This is a genomic window from Bradyrhizobium sp. HKCCYLRH3099, from assembly GCF_051167855.1.
GTDB lineage: Bacteria > Pseudomonadota > Alphaproteobacteria > Rhizobiales > Xanthobacteraceae > Bradyrhizobium.
This window is the reverse complement of the sequence record NZ_JBNPTW010000007.1, coordinates 200,374-225,270: the sequence shown is the minus strand read 5'-3', so window position 1 is coordinate 225,270 and position 24,897 is coordinate 200,374. Positions and strand designations below refer to the sequence as shown.

27 protein-coding genes, 1 tRNA gene and 1 riboswitch are annotated in these 24,897 nt (G+C 65.3%); of the genes, 14 read left to right on the top strand and 14 right to left on the bottom strand.

Annotation, left to right across the window (positions count from 1 at the left end; genetic code table 11):
• Window positions 1-64 precede the first annotated feature (64 nt).
• Window positions 65-445, top strand: a complete 381-nt coding sequence (locus ACQR1Y_RS16880) for a hypothetical protein (protein WP_434860911.1) — start codon at window positions 65-67, stop codon at window positions 443-445.
• Between the two features lie 41 nt (window positions 446-486).
• Here ACQR1Y_RS16880 and ACQR1Y_RS16875 read toward each other — a convergent pair whose 3' ends face one another.
• The gene (locus ACQR1Y_RS16875; RefSeq protein ID WP_434875973.1) at window positions 487-2,757 is read right to left on the bottom strand and encodes a TonB-dependent receptor; all 2,271 of its coding nucleotides are present in this window, start codon (window positions 2,755-2,757) and stop codon (window positions 487-489) included.
• 104 nt (window positions 2,758-2,861) lie between these two features.
• Window positions 2,862-3,052: riboswitch (cobalamin riboswitch) on the bottom strand.
• Between the two features lie 242 nt (window positions 3,053-3,294).
• On the opposite strand from ACQR1Y_RS16875, the gene ACQR1Y_RS16870 reads away from it, so the two are divergent.
• The gene (locus ACQR1Y_RS16870; protein WP_434860810.1) at window positions 3,295-3,708 is read left to right on the top strand and encodes a response regulator; all 414 of its coding nucleotides are present in this window, start codon (window positions 3,295-3,297) and stop codon (window positions 3,706-3,708) included.
• Window positions 3,709-3,863: 155 nt separating this feature from the next.
• Window positions 3,864-4,286, top strand: coding sequence for a group II truncated hemoglobin (locus ACQR1Y_RS16865; protein WP_434860811.1), 423 nt, complete (start codon window positions 3,864-3,866; stop codon window positions 4,284-4,286).
• A 17-nt stretch (window positions 4,287-4,303) separates the two neighbouring features.
• Here the strand turns inward: ACQR1Y_RS16865 and ACQR1Y_RS16860 are convergent, their stop codons facing one another.
• From ACQR1Y_RS16860 to ACQR1Y_RS16840, 5 genes are all read right to left on the bottom strand, one after another.
• Window positions 4,304-4,498 (bottom strand): hypothetical protein, encoded by a 195-nt coding sequence (locus ACQR1Y_RS16860; protein WP_434875972.1) that lies wholly within the window; start codon window positions 4,496-4,498, stop codon window positions 4,304-4,306.
• 48 nt (window positions 4,499-4,546) lie between these two features.
• A complete protein-coding gene (locus ACQR1Y_RS16855) occupies window positions 4,547-4,933 on the bottom strand; it encodes an NUDIX hydrolase (protein WP_434875971.1) in 387 nt (128 codons plus the stop codon).
• 107 nt (window positions 4,934-5,040) lie between these two features.
• Window positions 5,041-5,760, bottom strand: coding sequence for a hypothetical protein (locus ACQR1Y_RS16850; RefSeq protein WP_434875970.1), 720 nt, complete (start codon window positions 5,758-5,760; stop codon window positions 5,041-5,043).
• A gap of 496 nt (window positions 5,761-6,256) precedes the next feature.
• Entirely contained in the window at window positions 6,257-6,433 is a 177-nt protein-coding gene (locus tag ACQR1Y_RS16845; protein WP_434875969.1) for a hypothetical protein, read from the bottom strand.
• Window positions 6,434-6,440: 7 nt separating this feature from the next.
• Entirely contained in the window at window positions 6,441-6,689 is a 249-nt protein-coding gene (locus ACQR1Y_RS16840) for a hypothetical protein (RefSeq protein WP_434875968.1), read from the bottom strand.
• Window positions 6,690-7,000: 311 nt separating this feature from the next.
• Here ACQR1Y_RS16840 and ACQR1Y_RS16835 point away from each other — a divergent pair, with 311 nt between their 5' ends.
• Window positions 7,001-7,354 (top strand): DUF6481 family protein, encoded by a 354-nt coding sequence (locus tag ACQR1Y_RS16835; RefSeq protein ID WP_434860817.1) that lies wholly within the window; start codon window positions 7,001-7,003, stop codon window positions 7,352-7,354.
• A gap of 121 nt (window positions 7,355-7,475) precedes the next feature.
• Here the strand turns inward: ACQR1Y_RS16835 and ACQR1Y_RS16830 are convergent, their stop codons facing one another.
• Complete coding sequence (locus ACQR1Y_RS16830) at window positions 7,476-7,715, bottom strand: pentapeptide MXKDX repeat protein (protein ID WP_434875967.1); 240 nt, start codon at window positions 7,713-7,715, stop codon at window positions 7,476-7,478.
• A 377-nt stretch (window positions 7,716-8,092) separates the two neighbouring features.
• On the opposite strand from ACQR1Y_RS16830, the gene ACQR1Y_RS16825 reads away from it, so the two are divergent.
• The 3 genes from ACQR1Y_RS16825 to ACQR1Y_RS16815 are packed head-to-tail and all read left to right on the top strand — an operon-like array spanning window position 8,093 to window position 11,019.
• Window positions 8,093-9,115, top strand: coding sequence for a TRAP transporter substrate-binding protein (locus ACQR1Y_RS16825; protein WP_434860819.1), 1,023 nt, complete (start codon window positions 8,093-8,095; stop codon window positions 9,113-9,115).
• Between the two features lie 3 nt (window positions 9,116-9,118).
• Window positions 9,119-9,664, top strand: a complete 546-nt coding sequence (locus ACQR1Y_RS16820; RefSeq protein WP_434860820.1) for a TRAP transporter small permease — start codon at window positions 9,119-9,121, stop codon at window positions 9,662-9,664.
• Entirely contained in the window at window positions 9,661-11,019 is a 1,359-nt protein-coding gene (locus ACQR1Y_RS16815) for a TRAP transporter large permease (protein ID WP_434860821.1), read from the top strand. Before ACQR1Y_RS16820 ends, ACQR1Y_RS16815 begins: the two co-directional genes overlap by 4 nt.
• Window positions 11,020-11,063: 44 nt before the next feature.
• Here ACQR1Y_RS16815 and ACQR1Y_RS16810 read toward each other — a convergent pair whose 3' ends face one another.
• The 3 genes from ACQR1Y_RS16810 to ACQR1Y_RS16800 are packed head-to-tail and all read right to left on the bottom strand — an operon-like array spanning window position 11,064 to window position 15,615.
• Window positions 11,064-11,975, bottom strand: coding sequence for a hydroxymethylglutaryl-CoA lyase (locus ACQR1Y_RS16810; protein ID WP_434860822.1), 912 nt, complete (start codon window positions 11,973-11,975; stop codon window positions 11,064-11,066).
• Between the two features lie 23 nt (window positions 11,976-11,998).
• Window positions 11,999-14,005, bottom strand: coding sequence for an acetyl-CoA carboxylase biotin carboxylase subunit (locus ACQR1Y_RS16805; RefSeq protein ID WP_434875966.1), 2,007 nt, complete (start codon window positions 14,003-14,005; stop codon window positions 11,999-12,001).
• Between the two features lie 2 nt (window positions 14,006-14,007).
• The gene (locus tag ACQR1Y_RS16800; RefSeq protein ID WP_434875965.1) at window positions 14,008-15,615 is read right to left on the bottom strand and encodes a carboxyl transferase domain-containing protein; all 1,608 of its coding nucleotides are present in this window, start codon (window positions 15,613-15,615) and stop codon (window positions 14,008-14,010) included.
• Window positions 15,616-15,942: 327 nt separating this feature from the next.
• On the opposite strand from ACQR1Y_RS16800, the gene ACQR1Y_RS16795 reads away from it, so the two are divergent.
• The gene (locus ACQR1Y_RS16795; protein ID WP_434875964.1) at window positions 15,943-16,587 is read left to right on the top strand and encodes a TetR/AcrR family transcriptional regulator; all 645 of its coding nucleotides are present in this window, start codon (window positions 15,943-15,945) and stop codon (window positions 16,585-16,587) included.
• A 4-nt stretch (window positions 16,588-16,591) separates the two neighbouring features.
• The gene (locus ACQR1Y_RS16790) at window positions 16,592-17,080 is read left to right on the top strand and encodes an Lrp/AsnC family transcriptional regulator (protein ID WP_434875963.1); all 489 of its coding nucleotides are present in this window, start codon (window positions 16,592-16,594) and stop codon (window positions 17,078-17,080) included.
• A gap of 30 nt (window positions 17,081-17,110) precedes the next feature.
• Here ACQR1Y_RS16790 and ACQR1Y_RS16785 read toward each other — a convergent pair whose 3' ends face one another.
• The gene (locus ACQR1Y_RS16785) at window positions 17,111-17,416 is read right to left on the bottom strand and encodes an ETC complex I subunit (RefSeq protein WP_434860827.1); all 306 of its coding nucleotides are present in this window, start codon (window positions 17,414-17,416) and stop codon (window positions 17,111-17,113) included.
• Window positions 17,417-17,640: 224 nt separating this feature from the next.
• On the opposite strand from ACQR1Y_RS16785, the gene ACQR1Y_RS16780 reads away from it, so the two are divergent.
• From ACQR1Y_RS16780 to ACQR1Y_RS16760, 5 genes are all read left to right on the top strand, one after another.
• Window positions 17,641-18,810, top strand: coding sequence for an OpgC domain-containing protein (locus ACQR1Y_RS16780; protein ID WP_434860828.1), 1,170 nt, complete (start codon window positions 17,641-17,643; stop codon window positions 18,808-18,810).
• A gap of 139 nt (window positions 18,811-18,949) precedes the next feature.
• Window positions 18,950-19,354: a translational machinery protein gene (locus ACQR1Y_RS16775; protein ID WP_434860829.1), complete on the top strand. Its 405-nt coding sequence runs from the start codon at window positions 18,950-18,952 to the stop codon at window positions 19,352-19,354.
• A 39-nt stretch (window positions 19,355-19,393) separates the two neighbouring features.
• Window positions 19,394-20,488 carry an efflux RND transporter periplasmic adaptor subunit gene (locus ACQR1Y_RS16770; protein ID WP_434875962.1) on the top strand — a complete coding sequence of 365 codons (1,095 nt, stop codon included), beginning with the start codon at window positions 19,394-19,396 and terminating at the stop codon, window positions 20,486-20,488.
• The gene (locus ACQR1Y_RS16765; protein WP_434875961.1) at window positions 20,485-21,720 is read left to right on the top strand and encodes an ABC transporter permease; all 1,236 of its coding nucleotides are present in this window, start codon (window positions 20,485-20,487) and stop codon (window positions 21,718-21,720) included. The genes ACQR1Y_RS16770 and ACQR1Y_RS16765 overlap by 4 nt, the downstream gene beginning before the upstream one ends.
• Window positions 21,717-22,409, top strand: coding sequence for an ABC transporter ATP-binding protein (locus ACQR1Y_RS16760; protein ID WP_434875960.1), 693 nt, complete (start codon window positions 21,717-21,719; stop codon window positions 22,407-22,409). Before ACQR1Y_RS16765 ends, ACQR1Y_RS16760 begins: the two co-directional genes overlap by 4 nt.
• 325 nt (window positions 22,410-22,734) lie before the next feature.
• Here the strand turns inward: ACQR1Y_RS16760 and ACQR1Y_RS16755 are convergent.
• The 3 genes from ACQR1Y_RS16755 to ACQR1Y_RS16745 form a co-directional block, all read right to left on the bottom strand.
• Window positions 22,735-22,811: transfer RNA gene (locus ACQR1Y_RS16755), tRNA-Pro, on the bottom strand.
• Between the two features lie 141 nt (window positions 22,812-22,952).
• A complete protein-coding gene (locus tag ACQR1Y_RS16750) occupies window positions 22,953-23,651 on the bottom strand; it encodes a cold-shock protein (RefSeq protein ID WP_434876031.1) in 699 nt (232 codons plus the stop codon).
• A 199-nt stretch (window positions 23,652-23,850) separates the two neighbouring features.
• Window positions 23,851-24,612 (bottom strand): SIR2 family NAD-dependent protein deacylase, encoded by a 762-nt coding sequence (locus tag ACQR1Y_RS16745; protein WP_434875959.1) that lies wholly within the window; start codon window positions 24,610-24,612, stop codon window positions 23,851-23,853.
• Between the last annotated feature and the right edge of the window lie 285 nt (window positions 24,613-24,897).

Sequence of the window (24,897 nt, the reverse complement as noted above, 5' to 3'; positions counted from 1 at the left end):
GGACAAAGATTGCGCCAAAATGTCGCGGCGGAGGTGTTCCATGAGATACGTCGACGGCGCGGTGATGTTCTTCAGCCTCTGGCTGCTGGCATCCATGCTTCTTGACGCGCTGACGCCGCCCGAGCTGACCTTCTACATGATCGGCCCGGCGATCGCGCCTGCGGTGGTCATCGTCGGGTTTCTGTACTGGCTGCGCATCCCTCCGCTCGATTGCGCCCTGGTGATCGCCACGCTTTGGATGGTGTCGGAGATGGCGCTGGAAATGATTTCACCGAAGCCGCTGTCGCCGCTGATGGCGGTCGCCGCCATCCTGCCGCTGCTGGTCGCCGGGATCGTGCGGCACGTCTATCACTGGCGCCAGTCGCGCCCGTCGGGGATGCAGCCGGTCGCCCTCAACGGCCTGCAGAGCCCCTCCGGATCGATGGCGAGCCGCCATCGGCTCTGACGGCCGCGGGACCGAGACGATGTCGATCCGGCGGCGCATGGTCAGAACTTGACGTTGACCGCGAGCTGCGCCGTGCGCGGCGGGCCGAGCAGCCACTGTGTCGTGCCGCCCGACGTCGCATAGATCGCGTCGAACAGATTGAAGACGCGGAACGACACCGTGGTGTTCGCATCCGGCTTCCATTGCACGCCGGCATTGACGACGCCGTAGGCCGGCCGCGCCAGCGTGTTGGCATTGTCGGCGAAGGTCCTGCCCACGACCTGGACGCCGGCATTGGCCGACCAGTTCGGCGCAAACGCCCAGGTCGCCCAGATGTTGGAGACCGTCTGCGGCACATTGACCGGAACGTTGCCGGCATAGTTGACGGCGACGCCGCCGACCGACTGGACGAAGTCGTCATATCTGGCGCGCAACAGCGCGGTGCTGGCATCGACCCGCCAGCCATGGTCGAGCGCGAGGCCGACCGCGGCCTCCACGCCGCGCGACGATTGCTGGCCGACCTGGACCGTGACGGCGGGATTGGCGGGATCGCGCGCCAACAGATTGTTCTTCACGATCTCATAGGCCGCCAAGGTCCACTCCCCCCGCCCGCCCCAGAACGACTGCTTGACGCCGACCTCGACCTGCTTGCCGCTCGACAGCGCGAAATTGCGGTTGGCCGCCGACATCGTGATCAGATTTCCGACCGGATCGACCGCCACGGCGTACTGGCCATAGAAGGCCAGATCCTTGATCGGCGTGTAGACGGCGCCGACGCGCCAGCTCGTGGCATGATAGGATTTCTCGTAGCTGTTGCCCGGCGTGACGTAGTCGGTGCGCGCGATCGTCGGCTCGTCCTGACGGATGCCGCCGATCAGCGATAGCTGGTCGGTCACCGACAGGCGGTTCTCGGCAAACAGGCCATATTGGTTGGTCGTGCTGCCGAATCCCGGCACGGTGCGATTGGGGCTCGCGAACACGCCTGGATCGAAGTCGTAGAGCGCGACCGAGGACGTGCCGCCATAGGGCGAGTTGTTGGTGTGGGTAAAGCTGATGTTGTTGACATCGAACCCGGCCACGAATTCGTTGGCCATGCCGAACACATGGCCGCGGAACGTCGCATCGAAGCGATCGCCGACCTGCTGCTGGTCGTGGAAGATCTCGATGTAGCTGCTGCGGTCGATGCGTCCGGTGGCGGCGTTGTAGGCGTAGCTCTCCACGTCCTTCCAGTGCCGCTGGCTGTTCAGATAATATAGCGTGTTGCGAACGGAAATGCCGTCGGCGACCTGCCACTCCGTCTTCACCTGATTCCAGCTGTCCTGATAGCGAATGCTGCTGTCGCTGACATTGTAGTTCTTGAAGCGCAGCGTCTCCAGGATGCGCCCGTTGACCAGCGGCGTGCCGAAATAGCGCGACGGGCTGCGATCACCATAGTCGGTCGAGATCGTCCAGGTGACGTCCTCGTTCTGCCTGACCTGAACCGCCGCATGCAGCGCGACGTTCGACGTCCGGTCACGGTCGACCCAGCCGTCCGACAGGTTGCCGGTCGCGGTGATGCGATAGGCCACGTCCCTGCTCACCGGTCCGCCGCTGTCGACGGCGATCCGGCGCGTCATGTTGCTGTCGAGCGAAACCTCCGCCTGGTTGCGCTGAACCCACAGCGGCAACTTCGAGACGACGTTGACCGCGCCGCCGATCGCGCCTTCGCCGTACATCACCGAGGCTGGGCCGCGCAGCACCTCGATACGCTCGGCCGACCAACTGTCGAAGGGGAAGGTCAGCGTGCCCGAGCCGACATAGAGGCGCGTGCCGTCATAGAGCGTCATCACCGAGCCGTTGCCGGTGAAGCCGCGGGTGTTGAAGGACAGCCCGCCATTGCCCGGCGCCGGGCTCGCAGTGAAGCCGACGGCGTTCTGCGTCACCGCATCGATCACATTCTGCTGGCCGCGCTCGGCGATCGTCTCGGCCGAGATCACGTCGACGCTCGCCGGCGTCTGCAGACGCGTCAGGCCGAGGCGGCTTCCGGTGGATGTCGCCTCCGTCAGGTTCAATGTCGGAGCCGCGAAGCCGGGATTGGCGGATGGCGCTGCCGCGACCTCCGTCGGCGGGCGCGCAGGACCTCGAGCGCGCCGGACCGCGGTGCGCTTCACCTCGGCCGAAAGGGATCGGCCGACGCGCGACGCCGTGGGCGGGTCGACCACGACAGGATCGAGCATGCGCTCCGGTTTGACAGCCTGTGACCAGCCGGCGGACGGCCATGACAGGGAGAGGATGGCAACGGACGACAGAAGGAGAACGCGTCGCTTCGACGCGACGGACAGAGCGGAGGTCATCAATGGACTCGCGACAACGTGGCACGTCACCGCGAGCAAAAGAATTCCCCCGCCGGAAGGCGGCAGAACGGCTTCCATCAGGACACCCCGCCCGATGTGCTCACGTGTGACCACGACTGACGGCAGGTCTCCTGGCTCGCGGGTCAGCGCCTGATCGCCGCCTTCCCGGACCGAGATCCAGTGGCTGATGGCGAAGGCTCGCCGCTTACAGTTGCGGGGGCAGCCGCGGCCTCGGGTCTCCCCTCACCGCGTTCCCGTTTAATCCTCGAAAGGAACCGTCGGTACGACCGTAGGTGCGAGCAAACCCGACTGTCAATGCCACAAGTTCTGAGAATACCCTCTTGTCCTTGGCGATCCGGACGAGGTCCGGGGCCGGCACCGTGCTGAGGCGCGCCGGTGGAAAAGTCCAGCCGGCAGCCGATATTGCCGCGAAATATTTCCGTGATTCTACGGAAACGAAAATTTACGTGGAACTCAGAAACCGACTTTTAAACTCCAGATGCCCATCAAGAGCCGACACAGAACCGTGCGGGGACCATGCTGAACGAACTTCTCGTGATCGAAGATGCCGACGTTCACCTGTCGATCCTGCGCAAGATCGCTGTCCAGGCGGGCTTTGCGACGACCGGCGTGAATTCGGTGGACGGCGCCATCAACGTGCTGCGCCGGCGCAACTTCGAGTGCATTACCCTCGACCTGAACCTTGGCGAGCGCTCGGGCACGGAAGTCCTGCAACTGCTGTCGGACATGAAATCGCGCACGCCGGTCCTGATCATCAGCGGCTCCGACGACAAGACCCGCGACGTCACCGTGCGCGCTGGCAAGATCCTTGGTCTCAACGTCTATCCGCCCTTCTCCAAGCCGGTCGACCTGGCCTTGTTGCGGCAGACCTTGCGCCAGATTGCGGCGGACACCGACCGGCAACGGCTGGTCAAAGCCAACATCCGCTGACGTCGAGATCGGCGCGCCAAGTCCCGCGCCGCCCATCCCCGCTCGCTCCACCGCATCTGCAAGAGCCGTGTGCTCCCCGCATTTTCGCTTGACGCAGATCAAGGCGCCATACCCTCGCCGCTTGTTGGCTGCACTGGGAAGCGGAACGAGGGAAAATGACGGCAGCAAATCCCAGCAGCGAAGCAGTCGTGGCCGAAGCGACGCCCTATGAACTGGTCGGCGGCGAAGCCGGCGTGCGGCGTCTGGCCGAACGCTTCTACACGATCATGGATGAAGAGCCTGGAGCGAGCCGGATCCGTGCCATGCACGACAAGGATCTCGCGCCCATCAAGCAGTTGCTGTTTGAGTTCTTGAGCGGCTGGCTCGGAGGCCCTGCGCTTTATTTCGAGCGGCCAGAGCATCGCTGCATCATGTCAGCCCACCGCCCCTATCCGATTGGTGACGCTGAACGTGACGAGTGGATGACGTGCATGCGCCGCGCGATGTTCGATTGCGACATCACGGGCGACATGTACGCGTTGCTGGATCAGGCATTCCTGCGGATGGCTAACGCCTTCAAGAGCCGCAAGCCGAACTGAGTCGGCTACGATTTGGATCAGCCCTGCTTGCTGGCAGCCTCGCGGGCCAAGCGTTCGGCCCGTAGCCGCTCGCGATTGGCATAAAAGGCCCGCTGAGCGGCCTCGTGTTCGCGCATGGCTTGCTCAGCATCCGCCCGGCGCGAGGCATCACGCGCCCGACGCTCTTCCGGCGTAAGCACGCGAGGTGTTCTGTCTGTGCTGTCGTAAGTCATGCACAGTCAACGCCCGAAGGGCGAAGCCGTTCCCCTCGTACCGGTGGCTCAGTCGGATTTTCGCGGAAACAGCCGGTCCCGGATGTAGCGCGATGTCGGCGTGAGGCTCAGGCCATAAGGCTTCTGCCAGACGGCGCGGTCGATTTCCTTCTTGTCGCCAATCTCGAGCCGGCCCTTGGCGTACTTGGCGATGAAGATCGCATCGCTCATCTTGCGCCCTGAGCGCTTGTTCTTGACCGTGACTTCCTTCCAAAGCCGCAGCCGTCCCAGCTTGAGCTTCGGAAGCTCCTCCTTGATCTCCCGCTTGAGGCAATCCTTCGCCGTCTCCCGCGCCCGCTTGCGGCCGCCCGGAAACATCCAGCGTCCATCAATGCGACGCCGGACCAGCAGAACCTTTCCGCCCTTGGCGGCAACGAGCTTGGACGCTTTCGCCATGGCCCGGAAACTTTCACCTCGCGACCGCTTTCAGGCAGATCCTACAGGATTCGTTGCGAGGCCCTCCACCGGACCTTTGCGGAAGGGGGCTGCAGCGTCCGTTCAAATCAGTAGCAAGAGCGCGGATCAACCGCCACGTACTCGCCCGACGGATAGCGATAGTAGCAATTGCCCTGGGACAGATAGTAGCCCGGACGTGCCGCTGCCGTCGCGCCGGCAATCGCGCCGGTGGCGCCGCCGAGCACGGCACCGGCAGCCGCGCCGCCCGCCTTCCCGGTCAGCAGGCCGCCGAGCACGCCGCCGATGATCGCACCGCCGAGCGCACTCGCGCCGGGGTCCGGATCGGCGGGCGGCGGCGCGGCTTCATAGACGACCGCGGGCGGCGGGGCCTGGTAGGCCGCCGCCGGGGCGTAGACCACGTCGTCGGCATAGTCCTCCGACACATATGTGGGAGGCCCTTCCATCGGCTCGGGATAGTAATACCAGACGCCACCCACGTCCCACCACCAGCCGGGTCGGCCGTTGTGCACTTCGTGGCGCCAGCGGCCGCCTTCCCAGCCGACCCGCCCGCGATAAGGTTGTCCGCCATAGTCGCGCACCGCGACCGCGCCGCGGGCATAGCGCGCGTCGGGCGTTCGTCCGGCAGCCGCGGGACGAGGCCCAGGATTGTGCGCCGGGCCGTATCCTTGCCCGGCATAAGCCGGACCGGCCCCCGGACCAACGCCCGGCGGACGGCCCTGCTGCGCCACGGGCGCGGGCGGACGGACCTGGGGTGTGCCGGCAGTCCGCGGCTGAGGCCCGCCCGGCTGGCTGACCGGAGGCGCCACAGCGGTCGGAGCTCCCTGCGCCGGCCCTCCTCCGCCCTGCCGCGGGCCTTGGACATGTGGCTGGCCTCCCGCCGGCCCGCCCTGAGCGGGTCCCTGACGAAGGACCGCGGGCGGACGCCCCTGCGGCGAGGGTCCGGCCCCCGGACCGCCCTGGTCCTGGGTTTGCGCCCACACCTGCGCGGGCAATGCGATCACCGCGAGGGCCGCCAATGCCGGCAGCCGAGGCGTGGTCTGGTTGAACAATGACATCTTCAATCACCCCTCGATCGCGGGCATTGCGCTCCGGCTTCGGACGCCTCGGACACGCCGGACGCGCGGATCGGATCTCATCCTGCCGCGCCACACTCCTTGCGAGAAACCGGAAGAATCGCGACATTTTTGCGACCAAGCGTCAGACAGCTCCCCAATAGCGGAAAAGCGCGCTGATTCGTCGCCAAATGATGAAAAGCGGCGCACTCCATCTGCGGGCACGGACAGCGGCCCCGCCGATCTCAGCTCAGCGCTCCGGAGCGATGACGGCGCAGTTGGAGCGTCCGGACATCAGGCAGTCCTGCATCCGGCTGGCCGAGGTCAGTTGGCGAGCCAGCCACAGGCCGAAACCGACCATGATCGCCGCGAACACGAGCGCCGCGATCGCCGCTCCGCGCCCGTGCCCCTGATCCGGCGTTCCCATCTTGCGCCTAGGCCGAGCGGAGGCCGGCCGCCTCCTCATGAGGCTGCTGGTGGCGCGACGCGGGCGAGATCGGCTCGCTCCGCGTGCAGCTGGTGACGCCGAGAAACTGCCCACATTGCCATTCGGAGCCGAGCACGCCGGCCGAAACCGGCGTCGTCCTGGCGAGCACGGCGCTCATCACGCAAGCGCTGGTTACGAGGGCCGCCAGCGCCAGGGCGAGCGCAAGGCGCCTGCGCCCCCGAAACACAGAGGTCATGCCGGTAAACTCCATCGGATGTCGCACCCTGGCGGTACGCCATGGCCCGCGAGGCGTGAAGCAATTCACATCCGGCTGACCTCGTCAGCGTCACGGGGGAGGCTTACATAGCGATCGGTGCGCCCCATGCAAGCGCTCAGCCCCGCGGTTGGGGGAGGATGGTGATAAAGCATTTGTCATCGACATATGCGATCCTATACACACACCCTCGCGTCAGCCTTCGCTCGTGTTCACGTCACCGTGGAAGAACTGCTTGGCGGCGCAGGCAGCCCCTCACCGAACCACACCAGTAGCGAAGTGACGACGTCTCCATGAGAGGATTCAAGGAACCTGGATTTGCCGATCGGCAGAAGGCCGCGCAGCAGGCACGCCAGAGCATTTTACAGAAGTTCAAATCACAGCCGGGACCCGACGATCCCGAAGTCGTGAAGCGCCGGCAGGAGCGAGAGGCCGCAGCGGCACGTCGCGAGCAGTTGCGCCTTGAGCGCGAGGCCGCGAAGGCCGAGCAGAAGCGCCTGGAAGAAGAGGCCAAGGCGGCCGAGGCTGAACGCCTCGCACGCGAGGCAGAAGAAGCTGCCGCCCGCGCAGCCGAGCTCGAAGCCGAGCAGAAGGCGAAGCGCGATGCGCGCTATGCCGCGCGCAAGGCTCGCGGCAAGAAAAAGTAAGACTGTACGACTAGTGCGACGCGCCAGGCTTGGCGCGTCATGCGCGCGGCGTGGTAAAGGCGCTGCCCGACAGGTTCGGCGATGGGAGGCGCGCGCCATCCCATCGCACGCGATCGGCGGCTTAGTTCTTCTTCATCATGCCGTCGTCCTTCTTCATGCTGTCCTTCGACATCGCATCGTCCTTCTTCATCGAGTCCTTGGACATCGAATCCTTCTTCATGCTGTCGTGGGACATCGCTCCCTTCTTCATCCCGTCATCCTTGCTCATCTTGTCCTCGGCAAAGGCAACCGGCGCGAGAGCCATGTTGAAGGCGAGAGCGGCGGCGGAAACGCCCAGGATGAAGCGGCTGCGATTGGTCATGATGATCTCTCCTTGAGGTCGGGGTCGACTTGAGATGCGGGTCGACGGCGGCGGATGCGCCGCTCCCTGACATCGACGTTGTGGTCACAGCGCTTGTTACGCGGGGCGCGAAGAATTTTTGTTCGATCAATTTTGACTCGAACTTGCCGCGTTCGGAACCGACCGACACAATTTCGCCCGTCGAGCGAATGTTAGTAGATCTCGCGCACGGGGATTCACAGGTGGGCATTGCGCCGCAGCAATATGTCGCCTCCCATGCATTTGGCCTCGAACGAACGCGATTGTTCGGCTAGAGGAGAATCCGGCAGGGTCGGCGGCTTATGCACGCTGACGTATCGGGTCGGGAACCCAACCACCAGTTGTCCAGGGGAAATCTCATGCTCTCACGCCGTCACGTCCTTGCATCTGCGCTTGCTGCGCCCGCGATTCTGCGTTTCGGAACCGGTACGGCTCATGCAGCAACGACGCTGAAGATCTCCCACCAGTTTCCCGGCGGCACCATCGACAAGGGTGACTTCCGCGACCGGCTCTGCCGCGTGTTCTCGGAGGAGGTCGCGAAGCGCTCGGGCGGCGAGATCGCGACCGAGATCTATCCGAACTCATCGTTGATCAAGACGGTCGCGCAGTTCTCCGCCATGCGGAAGGGCGCGCTCGACATCAGCCTGTATCCGATGCCCTACGCCGGCGGTGAGGTCCCCGAGACCAACATCGCGCTGATGCCGGGTCTGGTGACCACTTACGACCAGGGCATGCGCTGGAAGAACGAGCCGGTCGGCAAGGCGCTGAGCGACTTCCTCGCCGACAAGGGCATCATCCTGCTGACCTGGGTCTGGCAGGCCGGCGGCGTCGCCAGCCGCTCGCGTCCGCTGCTCACGCCCGAAGATGCGAAGGGCATGAAGGTGCGCGGCGGCTCGCGCGAGATGGACATGGTGCTGCAGAGCGCCGGTGCCTCGGTGCTCTCGGTTCCCTCCAACGAAATCTACACGGCGATGCAGACCGGCGCCTGCGATGCCGGTATTACCTCCTCGACCAGCCTGATCTCGTTCCGCCTGGAAGAGGTCTCCAAGGCGCTCACCTCAGGCGCCAAGGCCTCGTATTGGTTCATGCTCGAACCGCTGATGATGTCCAAGGCCTCGTTCGACAAGCTGCCGAAGAACCAGCAGGACATTCTGCTGACCGTCGGCGCCGAGATGGAAGCGTTCGGGCGCAAGGGCGCGCAGGAGGACGACATCGAGGTGGCGAAGGTCTACGAAAAGGCCGGCGCCAAGGTCGCCGAGCTCGACGCGGAGATCGTCACCAAGTGGCGTGACATCGCGCGCGATACCGCCTGGAAGGACTACGGCAACAAGTCCGCCAACTGCGCCAAGCTCCTCAAGCTCGCCTCCGACGTCGCGGCCTGAGTGATGCACGCGCCCGTCTCCGATACCGAGACCACGACAGTCATTGGCGCCAGCGGTCCGCTGGCGCCAATTCAACGTCTCGTCTCGCTGCTCAACCGCATCATCGTCGTGCTGGCCGCGTTCGCCCTCGTCGCGGCCTGCGTGATCCTCAGCTACAGCGTCGCCGGCCGCGCGCTGTTCAAGGCCGCCAACTACTGGCAGGACGAGGCAGCCGTATTCCTGCTGGTCGGCGCCACCTTCATGACCGCGGCCTATGTGCAGGAGCATCGCGGCCATGTCAGCATCGAGGCCTTCGTCGGCCTGATGTCGCCGCTCGCCAACAAGATCCGGCTCTGGCTGGTCGATGTCGCGAGCTTCCTGTTTTGTGCCTTCTTCACTTGGAAGTCCTGGACCCTGACGCATGAAGCATGGGTGGATGGCCAGGTCTCCAATTCAATGTGGTCGCCGCCGCTGGCCATTCCCTACGCCTTGATGGCCGCCGGAATGTCGTTGCTCTGCGTACAGATGCTGCTGCAGATCGTGGCCCCGCTGACCGGAGCTCGTCGATGAGCGTGTTTGGAATCGGGGTCGCCTACGGCCTCTCCACTTTGTTTGCGATGTTCGCAGGCATGCCGATCGCGTTCGCGCTCGGCGCCGTGGCCGTCGTGTTCATGGCGATCTACATGCCGACGGCGTCGCTCGATACGGTGACGCAGAACGTCTATGAGGAAATGGCGTCGATCACGTTGCTGTCGATCCCGCTGTTCATCCTCAAGGGCGCCGCGATCGGCCGCTCCCGCGCCGGCCAGGATCTCTACTCGGCGCTGCATGCCTGGCTGCATCGCGTGCCCGGCGGCCTCGGCGTCGCCAACGTCTTCGCCTGCGCGCTGTTCGCGGCCATGGCCGGATCGTCGCCCGCGACCTGCTCGGCGATCGGCTCGGCCGGCATCCCCGAGATGCGTAAGCGCGGCTATTCCGGCGGCTTCGCGGCCGGCATCATCGCGGCCGGCGGCACGCTTGGCATCCTGCTGCCGCCCTCGATCACGATGATCCTGTTCGCGATCGCCGCGGAGAAATCGCTGGGGCGGCTGTTCCTGGCCGGCATCGGTCCGGGACTGCTGCTGGTCACGCTGTTCGGCCTCTATGCCGTCGTGCGCTTCCGCCAGGAATATGCGCGCGCGAAAGTCGTCTATGAGAAATCGGGCGCCTGGTCGGATATTCTGGTCAAGGACGAGTACACGATGGCGCAGCGCTTCTCGGTGCTGCCGCGCGTGATCCCGTTCGTGCTGCTGCTGACCGGCGTCATGGTCGCGCTCTATGGCGGGCTGGCCACGCCGTCGGAAACGGCGGGCCTCGGCGGCATCCTCGCGCTCGTGCTGATTGCGATCATCTACCGGGTGTGGACCCCGAGCGATCTCGCGCCGATCATGAAGGCGACCTTGCGGGAATCGACCATGCTGATGCTGATCATCGGCATGTCGCTGCTGTACTCCTACGTGATGAGCTATTTGCACATCTCGCAGTCGGTGGCGGAGTACATCGTCTCGCTGCACCTGCCGCGCTGGGAGCTCTTGTTCGCGATCCTGCTGATGGTCGTTGTGCTCGGCTTCTTCCTGCCGCCGGTCTCGATCATCCTGATGACCGCGCCGATCATCCTGCCGCCGCTGCGCGCGGCGAATTTCGACATCATCTGGTTCGGCGTCGTCATGACGATCGTGATGGAGATGGGCCTGATCCACCCGCCGGTGGGATTGAACATCTTCGTCATCCGGAACGTCGCGCCGGACATTCCGCTGCGCGAGGTGATCTGGGGCACCCTGCCCTTCGTGCTGCTGATGATGGCCGCGGTGATACTGCTCTGCTTCGTGCCGCAGATCTCGACGGCGCTGCCGGACCTCGTGATGGGCCCGGATCTCAGCCGCTGAAGCGGCTGAGAATGGCAACTGAGGAGTAGCGATCCGGGCTTGCCTTATTCGCTACCCGCCCGCCTCGCTTTCGCATTCAGCGCGGCCGCCACACGGCTGACCGGCGGACGGCCGAGCAGCCGGCTCATCTCGTTGGTCGCCGCCAGCAGCTTCGCCATGTCCACGCCGGTGCGGATACCCATGCCTTCGAGCATGTAGACGACGTCCTCGGTCGCGACATTGCCGGTCGCGCCTGGCGCAAATGGGCAGCCGCCGAGGCCGCCTGCGGCGGCATCGATCACGCGCACGCCCTCCTCCATGCCGGCATAGAGATTGGCCAGTGCCTGGCCATAGGTGTCATGGAAGTGCATCGCCAGATGCGAGACCGGCACGTCGTCGCAGACCGCGCGCAGCATCTGCTTGGCCTTGAGCGGCGTGCCGACGCCGATCGTGTCACCGAGCGAGACCTCGTAGCAGCCGAGATCCCACAGCGCCTTGGCGACGTCGGCCACCGCCTGCGGCTTGATCTCGCCCTCATAGGGACAGCCGAGCACGCAGGAGACATAGCCGCGCACCTTGATGCCGTCGGTCTTGGCGTGCGCGATGACAGGCTTGAAGCGCTCAAGCGACTCACCGATCGAGCAATTGATGTTGGCGCGCGAGAAGCTCTCGGACGCGGCCGTGAACACCGAGATCACCTTCGCTCCCGCCGCATGCGCGGCCTCGTAGCCCTTCACGTTGGGCACGAGCACGTGGAATTCGCCGGGCAGCGCGGCGACGCTGCGCATGACCTCATCGGAGCCGACCATCTGCGGGATCGCCTTGGGTGAGACGAAGGCGCCCACCTCGACCGTGGTCAGGCCGGCATCGACTAGCGCACGGACGAAGGCGATGCGGTCGGCGACGCTGACGGAGGTCTTCTCGTTCTGCAGGCCGTCGCGCGGGCCCATTTCGATGATGCGCACGCTCTCGCTCATGCTGACCTCTTCGAGTTGGAGGATCAGGCGGAAGGCTCCACTTCCGCCAGTTCGACGCCTTCCTGCACGATGTCGCCGACCTTGCACTTGATCGCCTTGAGCACGCCCGCGAACGGCGCGCGCAGGGTCTGCTCCATCTTCATCACCTCGAGCGTCAGGATCGCCGCGCCCTTCTCCAGCACGGCCCCCTCCTGTGCCAGCAACGCCACCACGGTGCCCGGCAAGGGCGCGACGATCTTGTCCTCGCCGCCCTGCTCCTCGTCGTCGCCGCCGAACGGATCGATCCAGTGCAGATCAAAGCGACCGTTGCGGGTACGCAGATAGAGTTCATGCCCCTCGATCACGGCCACGACATGGGATTTGACCCCGTCGCGCACAAGGTCGAAGCCGCCATCTTCAGTCGGAACGGCTGAGAACGATGTCACCCGGCCGCCGATCGCCACTGTCTGCACGCCCGGACCATAGGCCAGCGTGACCGTTTGCGGCTCTGCCCCCGCACCTTGGCGGAACGAGAAGACGCGCTGGCGCAGGCCGACCGGCATCCAGCCGGAGGACCGCCACGGCGAGCCCTGCTGTTTCGCTGCCGCGGCCTGCTCGTCGATGAGAATGGCCGCGACCGCTGCACAGAGTTCGACATCACCGGCATTGGCCCCTGACTCTGTCAATTGCGCCAGATGGCGCTCGATGAAGCCGGTGTCGATCGCATTCGCCTGGACATCTGGATGGGTCAGCAGTGCCGACAGGAACGGGATGTTGCTGACGATGCCGCGGACATCCGTGTCTTCGAGGCCGCGGTTGAGCTGCTCGATCGCGACCTCGCGCGTCGGTGCCCAGGCGATCATCTTGGCGAGCATTGCGTCGTAATACGGCGACACGGCATCGCCCTCGCGATAGCCGGCATCGATGCGCAGGCCGCCGGTCTCTGCTGGCACCCGCCAGGTCTTGATGGCCCCGACCGAGGGCATGAAATTCTTGGCCGGATTTTCCGCGTAGACGCGCGCCTCGATCGCGTGGCCGTTGAGCTTGATCTGGTCCTGCGTCAGCGGCAGCGCTTCGCCGAAGGCGACGCGGAGCTGCCATTCGACGAGATCGACGCCGGTGATCAGCTCGGTCACGGGATGCTCGACCTGAAGCCGCGTATTCATCTCGATGAAGAACACATCGCGGCCGTCGGAGACGAACTCGATGGTGCCGGCGCCGACATAGTTCACCGCGCCCGCCGCGCGGCGCGCCGCCGCACAGACCGTCTCGCGCTGCGCAGGTGACAGCGTCGGCGACGGCGCCTCCTCGATCACCTTCTGGTGCCGGCGCTGCAAGGTGCATTCGCGTTCGAACAGCGAGACGAGATTGCCGTGGCTGTCGCCGACGATCTGCACCTCGATGTGCCGCGGATTCTGGACGAACTTCTCGATCAGCACGCGATCGTCGCTGAAGGCCGCCTTGGCCTCGCGTTTGGCGCTCGTGACGGCGTCAGCGAGATCGCCGGCTGCATTCACCACGCGCATGCCGCGGCCACCGCCACCTGCGGAGGCCTTGATCAGCACGGGATAGCCGATCAGCGCGGCCTCATGGGCGAGCGTGCCCTCGTCCTGCGCCTCGCCGTGATAGCCGGGCACCAGCGGCACGCCGGCCTGCTCCATCAGGAATTTCGAGCCGGACTTCGAGCCCATCGCGGTGATCATCGCCGCGGTCGGGCCGACGAACACGAGCCCCGCGTCGAGACAGGCCTGCGCGAATTCGGCGCTCTCCGACAGGAAGCCATAGCCGGGATGGACCGCTTCGGCGCCGGTCGCCTTGGCAGCCTCGATCAGCCGCTCGATGTTGAGATAGGAGTCGCGGGCGCGGGCCGGCCCGAGCAGCACGGCCTCGTCGGCGAGCGCGACATGCAGTGCGTTGCGATCGGCTTCGGAATAGACCGCGACGGTCTTCAATCCCATCGCGCGCGCCGTGCGGATGACGCGCACGGCGATCTCGCCGCGATTGGCGATCAGTAGCTTGCGGAAACGACGATACAATCCGGGACGAGCCATGATCACATCCTGAACAGGCCGAACTTGGTCGGCTCGACCGGGGCATTGGCGGCAGCTGACAATCCGAGCCCGAGCACGAGCCGGGTATCGGCGGGGTCGATCACGCCATCGTCCCACAGCCGCGCGGTCGCGTAATACGGATTGCCCTGCGCCTCGTATTGCGCACGGATGGGCGCGCGGAATTTCTCTTCCTCTTCCACGGGCCAGCTCTCGCCCTTAGCCTCGATGCCGTCGCGGCGGACCTGGCTCAGCACCATGGCCGCCTGCTCGCCGCCCATCACCGAGATGCGCGCGTTCGGCCACATCCAGAGGAAGCGTGGGGAGTACGCCCGGCCGCACATGCCGTAATTGCCGGCGCCGTAGGAGCCACCGATCACGACCGTGAACTTCGGCACCGAGGCGGTCGCGACCGCCGTCACCAGCTTGGCGCCATCGCGGGCGATGCCGCCGGCCTCGTATTTCTTGCCGACCATGAAGCCGGTGATGTTCTGCAGGAACACCAGCGGAATATTGCGCTGGCAGCACAGTTCGATGAAATGCGCGCCCTTCAGCGAGCTCTCGCTGAACAGGATGCCGTTGTTGGCGATGATCCCGACGGGATAGCCGAAGATGTGGGCGAAGCCGCACACCAAGGTCTGGCCGTAGAGCTTCTTGAATTCGTCGAATTCCGAGCCGTCCACCACGCGGGCGATGATGTCGCGCACATCGAACGGCTTGCGGCCGTCGGCGGGCACCACGCCGTAGATCTCCTCCGCCTGATGGCGCGGCTCACGTACCTCGCGCATGTTCAGAACGGTGCGCGCGCCCGGCGGCTTCAACGTGCCGACGATGCGGCGGGCGATGCCGATCGCATGCGCATCGTTCTGCGCATAGTGATCGGTGACGCCGGACTGCCGCGAATGCACATCGGCGCCGCCGAGCTCCTCGGCGCTGACGACCTCGCCGGTCGCGGCCTTCACCAATGGCGGGCCGCCGAGGAAGATCGTGCCCTGATTGCGCACGATGATGCTCTCGTCCGACATCGCCGGCACATAGGCGCCGCCGGCCGTGCACGAGCCCATCACGATCGCGAGTTGCGGAATACCTTGCGCCGACATCTGCGCCTGGTTGAAGAAGATGCGGCCGAAATGCCGCTCATCCGGAAAGATCTCGTCTTGCAGCGGCAGGAAGGCGCCGCCGGAATCGACCATGTAGACGCAGGGCAGATTGTTCTGCCGCGCGATGTCCTGCGCGCGCAGATGCTTCTTCACCGTCATCGGATAGTAGGTGCCGCCCTTGATCGTCGCATCATTCGCGACGACGACGCATTCGCGGCCCGCGATGCGGCCGATGCCGGTCACGATGCTCGCGGAGTGAACGTCACCGCCATAGAGCCCGTGCGCCGCGAGCGGCGACAGCTCCAGGAACGCCGTGCCGGGATCGAGCAGCAGGTCGACGCGCTGGCGCGCCAGCATCTTTCCGCGCGCGAGGTGCCGCTTGCGCGAGGCCTCGCCGCCGCCATCGGCGACCTGCGCGAGCTTGCCGCGCAGATCCGCAACGAGCGCGCGCATGGCCTCGGCATTGCGCGCAAAATCCGCTGACGAGGGATCGATCGTGGAATGAAGCGTCATGATCGGCGTCTTCGTGTCTCAGCTTGGAGGGAAAGCCGCGCGGGAGCACGCGTCAGATTGCGTGTGACCAGGAGATTCGCCGCAACCAACGGTTTATCACCTCTGCCGGCATGCTGTCCTCCCTGGCCCTCTCGCGGCCGTTTCAGGCCGTCCGTCGTTCTCGAATTAAACGATCATACGTTTTTATATCGAGTTCTCAAGCGGATTGTTGTAGCGTTCGATCTGAGCAGCAGCTCTTTGAGACGACACGTGTTTTCACACCGACCACGGTTGCCGCGCGGCTTCGATCCTTGGGGCGCGGCGCTGAGCGGGTCTCGCGAGGATGAGATGGCGCGCACGATCGGGTCACACGGTCCGACGACCATGGAGGCGATCCGCAAGGCCGGCCTGCGGCTGATCTTCGAGCACGGCTACGAGGCGATGAGCCTGCGCCAGCTCGCGGCCGAGGTCGGCATCCAGCCCGGCTCGCTCTACAATCACATCAGCACCAAGCAGGAGCTGCTGTCGCAGCTGATCCAGGACCACATAAACGACCTCCTCAGCAAGCTGGAGCTGGCGCTCAGGGACAAGCAGGGCGCCGTCGAACGCCTCAGGGCGTTCGTGGCCTTCCATGTCAGCTATCACATGACCCGCAAGCGCGAGGTCTTCATCGCCAATTCGGAGCTGCGCAGCCTCGAACCGCGCAACTATGAAGCGGTGGTGGCGTTGCGCGGCGCCTATGAGCGGCGGCTCGCCGACATCCTCAGTGATGGCGTTTCGGAAGGCGTGTTCGACGTCGTGGACATCCAGGTCGCCACCTTTGCCATCATCGCGCTGCTGACCGGACTGTGCAGCTGGTATCGTCCGGGCGGCCGGCTGACCAGGGACGCGATCATCGCGGCTCACGAGAAGCTTGTGCTCTCGGGCGTGATGCCGTCGAGCGCGGCATCCCGGCCGAGCCGTGACGACGGCAGAAGGGTCGAACAGGTATAAGGCGATGGCAGAGCGCCCTGACCTCGACGCGATCGACCGAAAGATCCTTGCCGAGCTCCAGCTCGACGGACGCATCCGCATCAACGAGCTCGCGGACCGCGTCGGCATCTCGCATCCGAACTGCCTGCGTCGCGTCCGCGCCCTGCGCGGCAGCGGCGTCATCACGGCGATCCGGGCCACGATCGACGAACGGGCGCTGGGCTATGAAGTGGTGTCGTTCGTCACCATCCAGCTCGACAGTCAGAACCAGGCGGCGCTTGGGGCCTTCGAGGCGGCGATCGTACCGCTGCCCTGGGTCCAGCAATGCTGGCGGCTATCGGGGGATGCGGACTTCCTGCTGAAATGCGTCTCGACCGGCGTCGAGGGCATGAGCCGGCAACTCCGGCAGTTTGCCGCCCTGCCCGGCGTCCGCACGATCAGAAGCCTGCCATCGCTCGGTCAGTTCAAGGACGGACCGCTGCCGATTCCCGGCGCCGATGGCGCACCCGAATAGGGCAAGAACGCTGTCGCCGATCGCGCCGGATCAATGCGTCCAAGGCTCGCCGCGGCGGAACGAGAAGTTGTCGGCATAGGCGATCTGGCGCTTCACCGGCTCCTTCGGCTCGATCACCTGGTACGGGATGCCCTTGCGCTCGCAATAGGCGATCGCCTCGTCCTTGCTGTCGAAGCGCAGGGTGACCTGCTGCTTCATGTCGGATGAGGACGTCCAGCCCATCAGCGGCTCGACCGAACGGGGCTGCTCCGGCTCGTAATCCAGCTGCCAGTCCCGGGTCTTGGCCTTGCCCGATTGCATCGCGTTCTTGGCGGGCTTGAAAATACGTGCGGTCATGGCTGGCAGAGCCTCTCGAGCGGCGGTCGTCATGCGTTTGGCGGAGACGGCCGGGATGGGGTACAGGCAACATTCAGCACGGAACGGTGATTCCCATCCAGGACGTGACCGTTTATCGTGCTCCGTATAGTCATTCTGCCGTCCCGTGACAATCTCGCTCGGCTGTCACGGCGCCTCCCTGCTCCCCGGACGTTTTCCTTTCAAAACAGTGCGTTGAAGCGGCCATGAAAATCAATGCCACGCTGCCCGAGAGAGGGCGCGACCTTCGGCTCGACCTGTTTCGCGGAATCGCCAACTGGGCGATCTTCCTCGACCATATCCCCGACAATGTGGTGAACTGGATCACCACCCGCAATTACGGCTTCAGCGACGCCGCCGACCTGTTCGTCTTCATCTCCGGCTATACCGCCTCGTTCGTCTATGCCCGGATGATGATCGACCGAGGCTTCATCGTCGGTGCCACCCGGCTGTTCAAGCGGGTGTGGCAGCTCTACGTCGCCCATATCGTCCTGTTCGTCATCTATATCGTTGCCATCAGCTATCTCGCGACGCGGTTCGGGGTGTCCGAGATCATCGACGAGTTCAACGTCGCCGGTCTCGTCGACCATGCCAGCGACACGTTGGCGCAGGGCCTCATCCTGAAGTTCAAGCCGGTCAATCTCGACGTGCTGCCGCTCTACATCGTGCTGATGGGCTTCTTCCCACCGGTGCTGTGGCTGATGCTGCGCCAGCCCGACCTGACGATGATCGCCTCGATCGTGCTCTGGCTCGTGGCGCGCTACATGGGCTGGAATTTCGCCGCCTATCCGGCCGGCAGCTGGTACTTCAATCCGTATTGCTGGCAGGTCCTGTTCGTGTTCGGCTCCTGGTGCGCGCTCGGCGGCGCCCGCCGCTCGATGGGCATCATCATGGCCCCGGCCACTCTCTATTTCTGCCTCGGCTACCTGCTGCTCGCCCTGATCATGACCATGGCCGGCCGCTTCCCGGACTTCGGTGCGATGTTTCCGCACTGGCTCTATGCGGCGTTCAATCCGAACGACAAGACCAATCTGGCGCCCTACCGCTTCCTGCACTTCGTGGTGATCGTGATCATGGTCATCCGCTTCGTGCCGAAGGAGTGGAAGGGACTTGAGTGGAAGGCGTTCGATCCGCTCGTGGTCTGCGGCCAGCAATCGCTCGCCGTGTTCTGCGTCGGCGTCTTCCTGTCCTTCATCGGCCATTTCATGCTGATGCTGAGCTCGGGCTCGCTGCTGGCGCAGATCCTGGTCAGCGTCGCCGGCATCGCGATCATGACCACGGTGGCCTATTACATCTCCTGGTCGAAGCGGCAGGACAAGCCGCTGAAACCGGCACCGCCAAAACCGGCCGCGGCCGACGGGCCTCCGCCCCGTTGACCTGCATCAAGGGTCCCCGTCTCGGGCCCGCTAAGGTCCGCAGCATACGAGATGCCGCCACTGCGGCGCGCGCTTGTCGCAAGCGCGCAGGCCGCCAGGCGGCGATCCCGCTGGCACGTTTGCTGACAAGGACCAGATCATGTCGACCCATTTCCACGCCGTCGTGTGGCTCGATCACAGCGAGGCCAAGCTGTTTCATATCGGCCTCACCGGCTCCGACGAGGTGACGCTGCATCCGCATCTGCAGACCAAGCATCTGCACCACAAGGCGAATGCGATCGGCAGCGGCCACGCCGCGCCGGACAAGCATTTTCTCGAGGAGATCGCTCACGCGCTCAACGACGCCGGCGAGATCCTGATCATCGGCCCGGCCAGCGCCAAGACCGAGCTGGCCAAATATCTGCACGAGAAGCATCCCGCCGTCGGCAAGCGCATCGTGGCGGTCGAGGCCGCCGACCATCCGACGGACCGGCAGATCGTCGCCTACGCCAAGCAGCACTTCAAGATGGCGCCGCCTCGGGTGGCGACGGGCACCGCGGGCTGACAGCGGCAGTCTGGCCGCAAGGTCCGGTCGATCATGGACATGCTCACACTGGACGATGTGAAGCCCACGACGCCTGATCGCACTCCTGCGACGCCGGCCGCCGATCGCGGCCGGCGTCGTTTTTCCTGGTCGACCCTGCTCTTGCTGGTCGTCCTTCTCGGCGCCGGCGCAGGCATCACAGCGTGGTGGCTGCGTGGCCCCGCCGTCATGACAGCCAGGATCGCCCGCGACACGGCAGCCGAGATCGTCTATGCGACCGGAGCGGTCGAGCCGGAGACGTGGTCGCGCACCACGCCGCTGGTCCGCGGCCGCATCGTCGAGCGCTGCCGCTGCGAGGGCAAGCCGGTCAAGGCCGGCGACCTGCTGGCGCGGCTCGACGACAAGGAAGCCCAGGCGACGCTGAACGATCTGCGCGCGCAGGAAGATTTCCAGCGCCACGAATTCGAGCGGCAGACGCAGTTGCTGGCCCGCGGCGCCGCCACCTCGCAGGCCTATCAGCGCTCCGAAAGCGACCTGGCCCGCGTCCGCGCCCAGATCGCGGCCCAGACCCAGCGGCTCGACTACTACAAGCTGGTCGCGCCGATGGACGGCGTGGTGCTCAAGGAAGACGGCGAGGTCGGCGACATGGTCGACCCCGGCACCATCCTCTACCGCGTCGGGCTGGAAAGGCCGCTCTGGGTGGTCGCCGACGTCAACGAGGAGGACATTCCCCGCGTCAAGGTCGGACAGACGGCGCTGCTTCGGACGGACGCGTTCGGCAACCAGGCGCTGCCGGGCACGGTGAAGCAGATCACGCCGGCCGGTGACCCGATCGCGAAGACCTTTCGCGTGCGCATCGGCCTTCCGGACGACACGCCGCTGCGCGTCGGCATGAGCGTCGAGGCCAACATCGTCAGCCGCGAAAAGGCCGATGCGGTGCTGGCGCCGGCCAATGCCGTCGTCAACAACACCCTGCTCGTGATCGAGGGCGGGCGCGTGCATCGGCGCAAGGTCCGTCTCGGCATCCGAGGCTCCGCCGCGGTCGAGGTGCTCGACGGCGCGCAAGAAGGCGAACTCGTCGCCTCGCCTGCGACCGCCGATATCAGGGATGGCGAACGGGTTCGCGCGATCGAGCCCGAGACCTCCGGACCGTGACTCTCGTTCTGACCATTGCCTGGACTCACGTCCGCCATCGCGCCCGCCAGACGCTGGTCGCGATCGCCGGCGTCATGACCGGCGTGGCCTTCTCGGTCATGATGGCCGCGATGATGGAGGGCTCGCAGGACGACTTCATCCGGACTCTGGTCGACGCGCTGCCCCACATCTCCATCACCGACGAGCTGCGCCAGCCGAGCCGACAGCCTGCGGACCAAGTCTATGCTGCCGCGGAATTCCATGGGCTGACGCCCAATGTCCGCCGCCCCGGCATCAAGAACCCGATGGCGACCATGGCGTCACTGCGGAACTGGGTGCCGGGCGCACTGACGCCCTCGGTTCAGTCCAAGGCGGTGCTGCGCTTCGCCGGACGCAACCTGACCGCCTCGATCATCGGCATCGACCCGCGCACGGAGGGCGATGTGTCGACGCTGCCAAGCCATATGCGGCAGGGCACCCTGAATTCGCTGTATCGCTCCTCGCATGCCATCCTGCTCGGCGACCGTCTCGCCGCCAAGATCGGCGCCCGCGTGAATTCCAACATCACGCTCGCCTCGGCCCAGGGCACGAGCATGAACGCCACGGTCGTCGGCACCTTCCATTCCGGCTTTCGCGTCACCGACGAGACCACGGGCTACGTGCTGCTGCGGACCGCGCAGATCCTGGAACGCCAGACCGGCGTGATCAACGAGATCCGCGTCCGCACCAACGATCCGATGCAGGCGCGTCTGATCAGCGAGCGGATCGGCGACCAGACCGGCTACAAGGCGATCTCCTGGCAGGAGGCCCAGGAGGACCTGCTGGCGGCGATCACGCTGCGCAACGTGCTGATGTACACGATCGTCGGCGCCATCCTGCTGGTCGCGAGCTTCGGCACCTACAACATCATCTCGACGATCACCCATGAGAAGACGCGCGACATCGCCATCCTCAAGTCGCTCGGCTTCCGCGATCGCACGGTGCGCGGCATCTTCATCATCGAGGCCTTGTTCATCGGCGTGACCGGCGCCGTGCTCGGCTGGGTTCTCGGCTATCTGCTGACGCGCGGACTTGCCTCGCTCGAGTTCAAGACGCCGTTCTCCGACTATAACCATCTGCCGGTGCTGTATTCGTTCAAGCACTATCTGCTCGCGGGCGCGGTCGCGCTGGTCTCGAGCGCCGTCGCGGGCTACTTCCCGGCGCGTGCGGCGGCGCGGCTGCATCCGGTCGACATCATCCGGGGCGCGACATGAGCGCGCCGCTGATCGAGGCGCGCGATGTCACGAAGGTGCTGCCCGGCGAGGTCCCGGTCACGCTGGTCGCCGACATCGATCTCGCGATCCACGCGCGCGAGTTCATCGCCATCACCGGCCCGTCGGGCTCGGGCAAATCCTCCCTGCTCTATCTGCTTGGGCTGCTCGACCTGCCGAGCCGCGGCGACGTGCTGATCGACGGCCGCTCGACGACGGCCATGAGCGAGAACGAGCGCGCCGAGGTCCGGCTGTCGCGTCTCGGCTTCGTCTTCCAGTTTCATTTCCTGCTGCCGGAGTTCTCCATCACCGAGAACGTCGCGCTGCCGATGCGCGCGCTCGGGCGGCTGTCGCCGCGCGCCATCACGACGCGGGCCGAGGAGCTGCTGGCGTCGCTCGGTCTCGCCGATCATCTGCGCAAGACGCCGGACAAATTGTCGGGCGGTCAGCGCCAGCGCGTGGCGGTGGCGCGCGCGCTTGCCAACGATCCGCCGGTGATCCTCGCCGACGAACCGACCGGCAGTCTCGACACCGCCTCGACCGCGCAGGTGTTCGGCATTCTGCGCGACCTCGTGACGGTCAGAGGCAAGACCGTGGTCGCGGTCACGCACGACCTGCATCTGGCCGCGCAGATGCAACGGCGCGTCCACATCATCGACGGACGGCTGGCGCAAGACGAGTTGGCGCGGTGATCCGCAGCCGTGTCCGCAGCAGCGGCGCCCCCCTGCACGCGATTTGATTTAGCGCAAAGACCGGCGATCCGGATTCGGATGATGTGACGGCCAGCGGATGTTCCTTCCCCGGATTCAGCCGCACACTTCGGATGCTCCCGGGTCTTGCCGCTGCGGGAGCATCCGAATTTTTATGTGGCGGACCACGGGCATGGCCGAGCCCACGCAGGTCGCCGTCGGCGCCGCGCCGAAGCCATCGCGCATCATGTGTTCGGGTGCCGGTTGTTCGAGTGTCGCAAGTCTTGCGCGCGTCCGAGCGCGGATACGGCGGTCGCCGCCGTGGAATTGGTCGGGGCAGCTGGATTCGAACCAACGACCTGCAGTACCCAAAACTGCCGCGCTACCAGGCTGCGCTATACCCCGATCTCCTGGGAAGGCCACGTCACTACACGGTCGCGGCGTCCGCAGCAAGACCGCCGGAACGCTCCGACCTGAAGGCAGGCCCTACAAAAACGGCCCCAGAGGGATCCTCCGAGGCCGCCGAATGGGTCTATTTCGCGCCGCTCAGTGCGACGACAGTGCCGGGGAGCCCGTTTCCGGATGGATCTCCGCGGCCATCATGCCCTTGGAGCCCGGCCCATAGCGGACCAGCACCCACTGCCCCGGACGCAGCTCGGTCATGCCGAAGCGGCGCAGCGTCTCCATGTGCACGAAGATATCCGGCGTGCCCTCGCCGCAGGTGACGAAGCCAAAACCACGCAGGCGGTTGAACCACTTGACCTGGGCCCGCTCCAGCCCGCTGGTCGGCGTCACCGTGACATGCGTGCGCGGCGGGAGCATCTGCGCCGGATGGATCGCCGTCGACTCATCCATCGAGACGATGCGGAAGGCCTGGTAGCCCTTGGCGCGCTGGACACATTCCACCACCAGGCGAGCGCCCTCATAGGCAGTCTGATAGCCGTCGCGCCTGAGCACCGTGACGTGCAGCAGCACGTCCGGCCAACCATTGTCGGGAACGATGAAGCCGTATCCCTTCGAAGCGTCGAACCATTTGATGACGCCGCTGATCTCGACGAGGTTCTCGCCGAGACCGGTCAGCGCGTCGATCGCAGAATCTCGAAGCCCCGAGTCTCGAAGCCCTGCGTCTCGAAGCGCCGAGTCTCGCGCGACGCCGCCTTGATAGTCTGCCCCGAGCCGGCTTGGTGTCGATACACCAACAACCGGTACTCCAAGCTTCTTGGACTCAAATCCGTCCGACCCCATAACCCCGGACCTCACAGATGAATTGTGAGCCGCCACCCCTGCAACGGCGTCTTATGCGCGCGCTCATCACCTATACCCTCGACGAGTCACGCGAATCTCTCGAATCGAAGATAACATTCCCTCGTGCCGCGCATAGATAAAAATCGGTTACAGTGAGGCATATGAACAGACTTGCCGACAAAAATGCATCAATTTCCGTTCAATTACGGACAAAGGGCCCGAGTACTTCACCGATGTCTTGGCGAATGACGAGGTCGGCAACGTCGTCCTGATCGGTCGGTTCCCGGTTGATGATCACGAGGCGTGCACCCGCCTGTTTTGCCATCAATGGAAAGCCCGCTGCGGGCCATACAACCAGCGACGACCCGATCGCGATGAACAGATCGCAGTGCTGCGCGAGTTCGCCGGCCCGCTGCATCTCGGCTTCGGGCATGGACTGACCGAACGACACCGTCGCCGTCTTCACCGGCTGAGCGCAGGCCGGACAATCCGGCGCCGCACCATCGGCATCGAAGCGCTCGCGAACCCAGCCGAGCTCGTAGCGCTGCCCACATCCGATGCAGCGCGCATAAGTGGTGTTGCCGTGCAACTCGACGACATGGTCGGCGGCGAAGCCGGAGTCCTGATGCAGGTTGTCGATGTTCTGCGTGATCACGGCGGGAATTTTTCCCGCCCGGTAGAGCGACGCCAGCGCCAGGTGACCGCGGCCGGGTCGCGCAGCGGCGAAGGTGTCCTGCATGGCAAAGCGCCGGCGCCAGGCTTCGTCCCGCGCATCCTGGCTGGCGACGAACTCGCTGAAATCGATCGGCCGGTTGCGTGTCCATAGGCCGCCTGGAGAACGAAAGTCCGGAATACCGCATTCGGTCGAGATGCCCGCGCCGGTGAACGGCACGATCACCCGCGCCGCGGCGATCAGGTCCCCCAGGCGATTCACGCCATCGTGCAGATCAGATGCCATCATCGCGCCTGTCTCGAACCATCCGACCTCGCATCATCGTGGCCGTGTCATAGCACGGCAGGCGCCGCAGGGTCTCGGCATGCGTCCGATGCGCCTCCCCACTTGAGCTTTGTTGCCCGCCAACACGCGATGCGAGTCGGCAGCCAGCGTTCTACCGGAAGAGGCAAAGCGGGCCGGACGGCGCCACTCTCCCCAGCCCACCGCGCGAGCCGCGGAGCCTTCACCGCAATCACGCCTCAATCAGGCACCCACATCGTGGCAGCGATTCGCCAGGAAGTTTGTCACGCG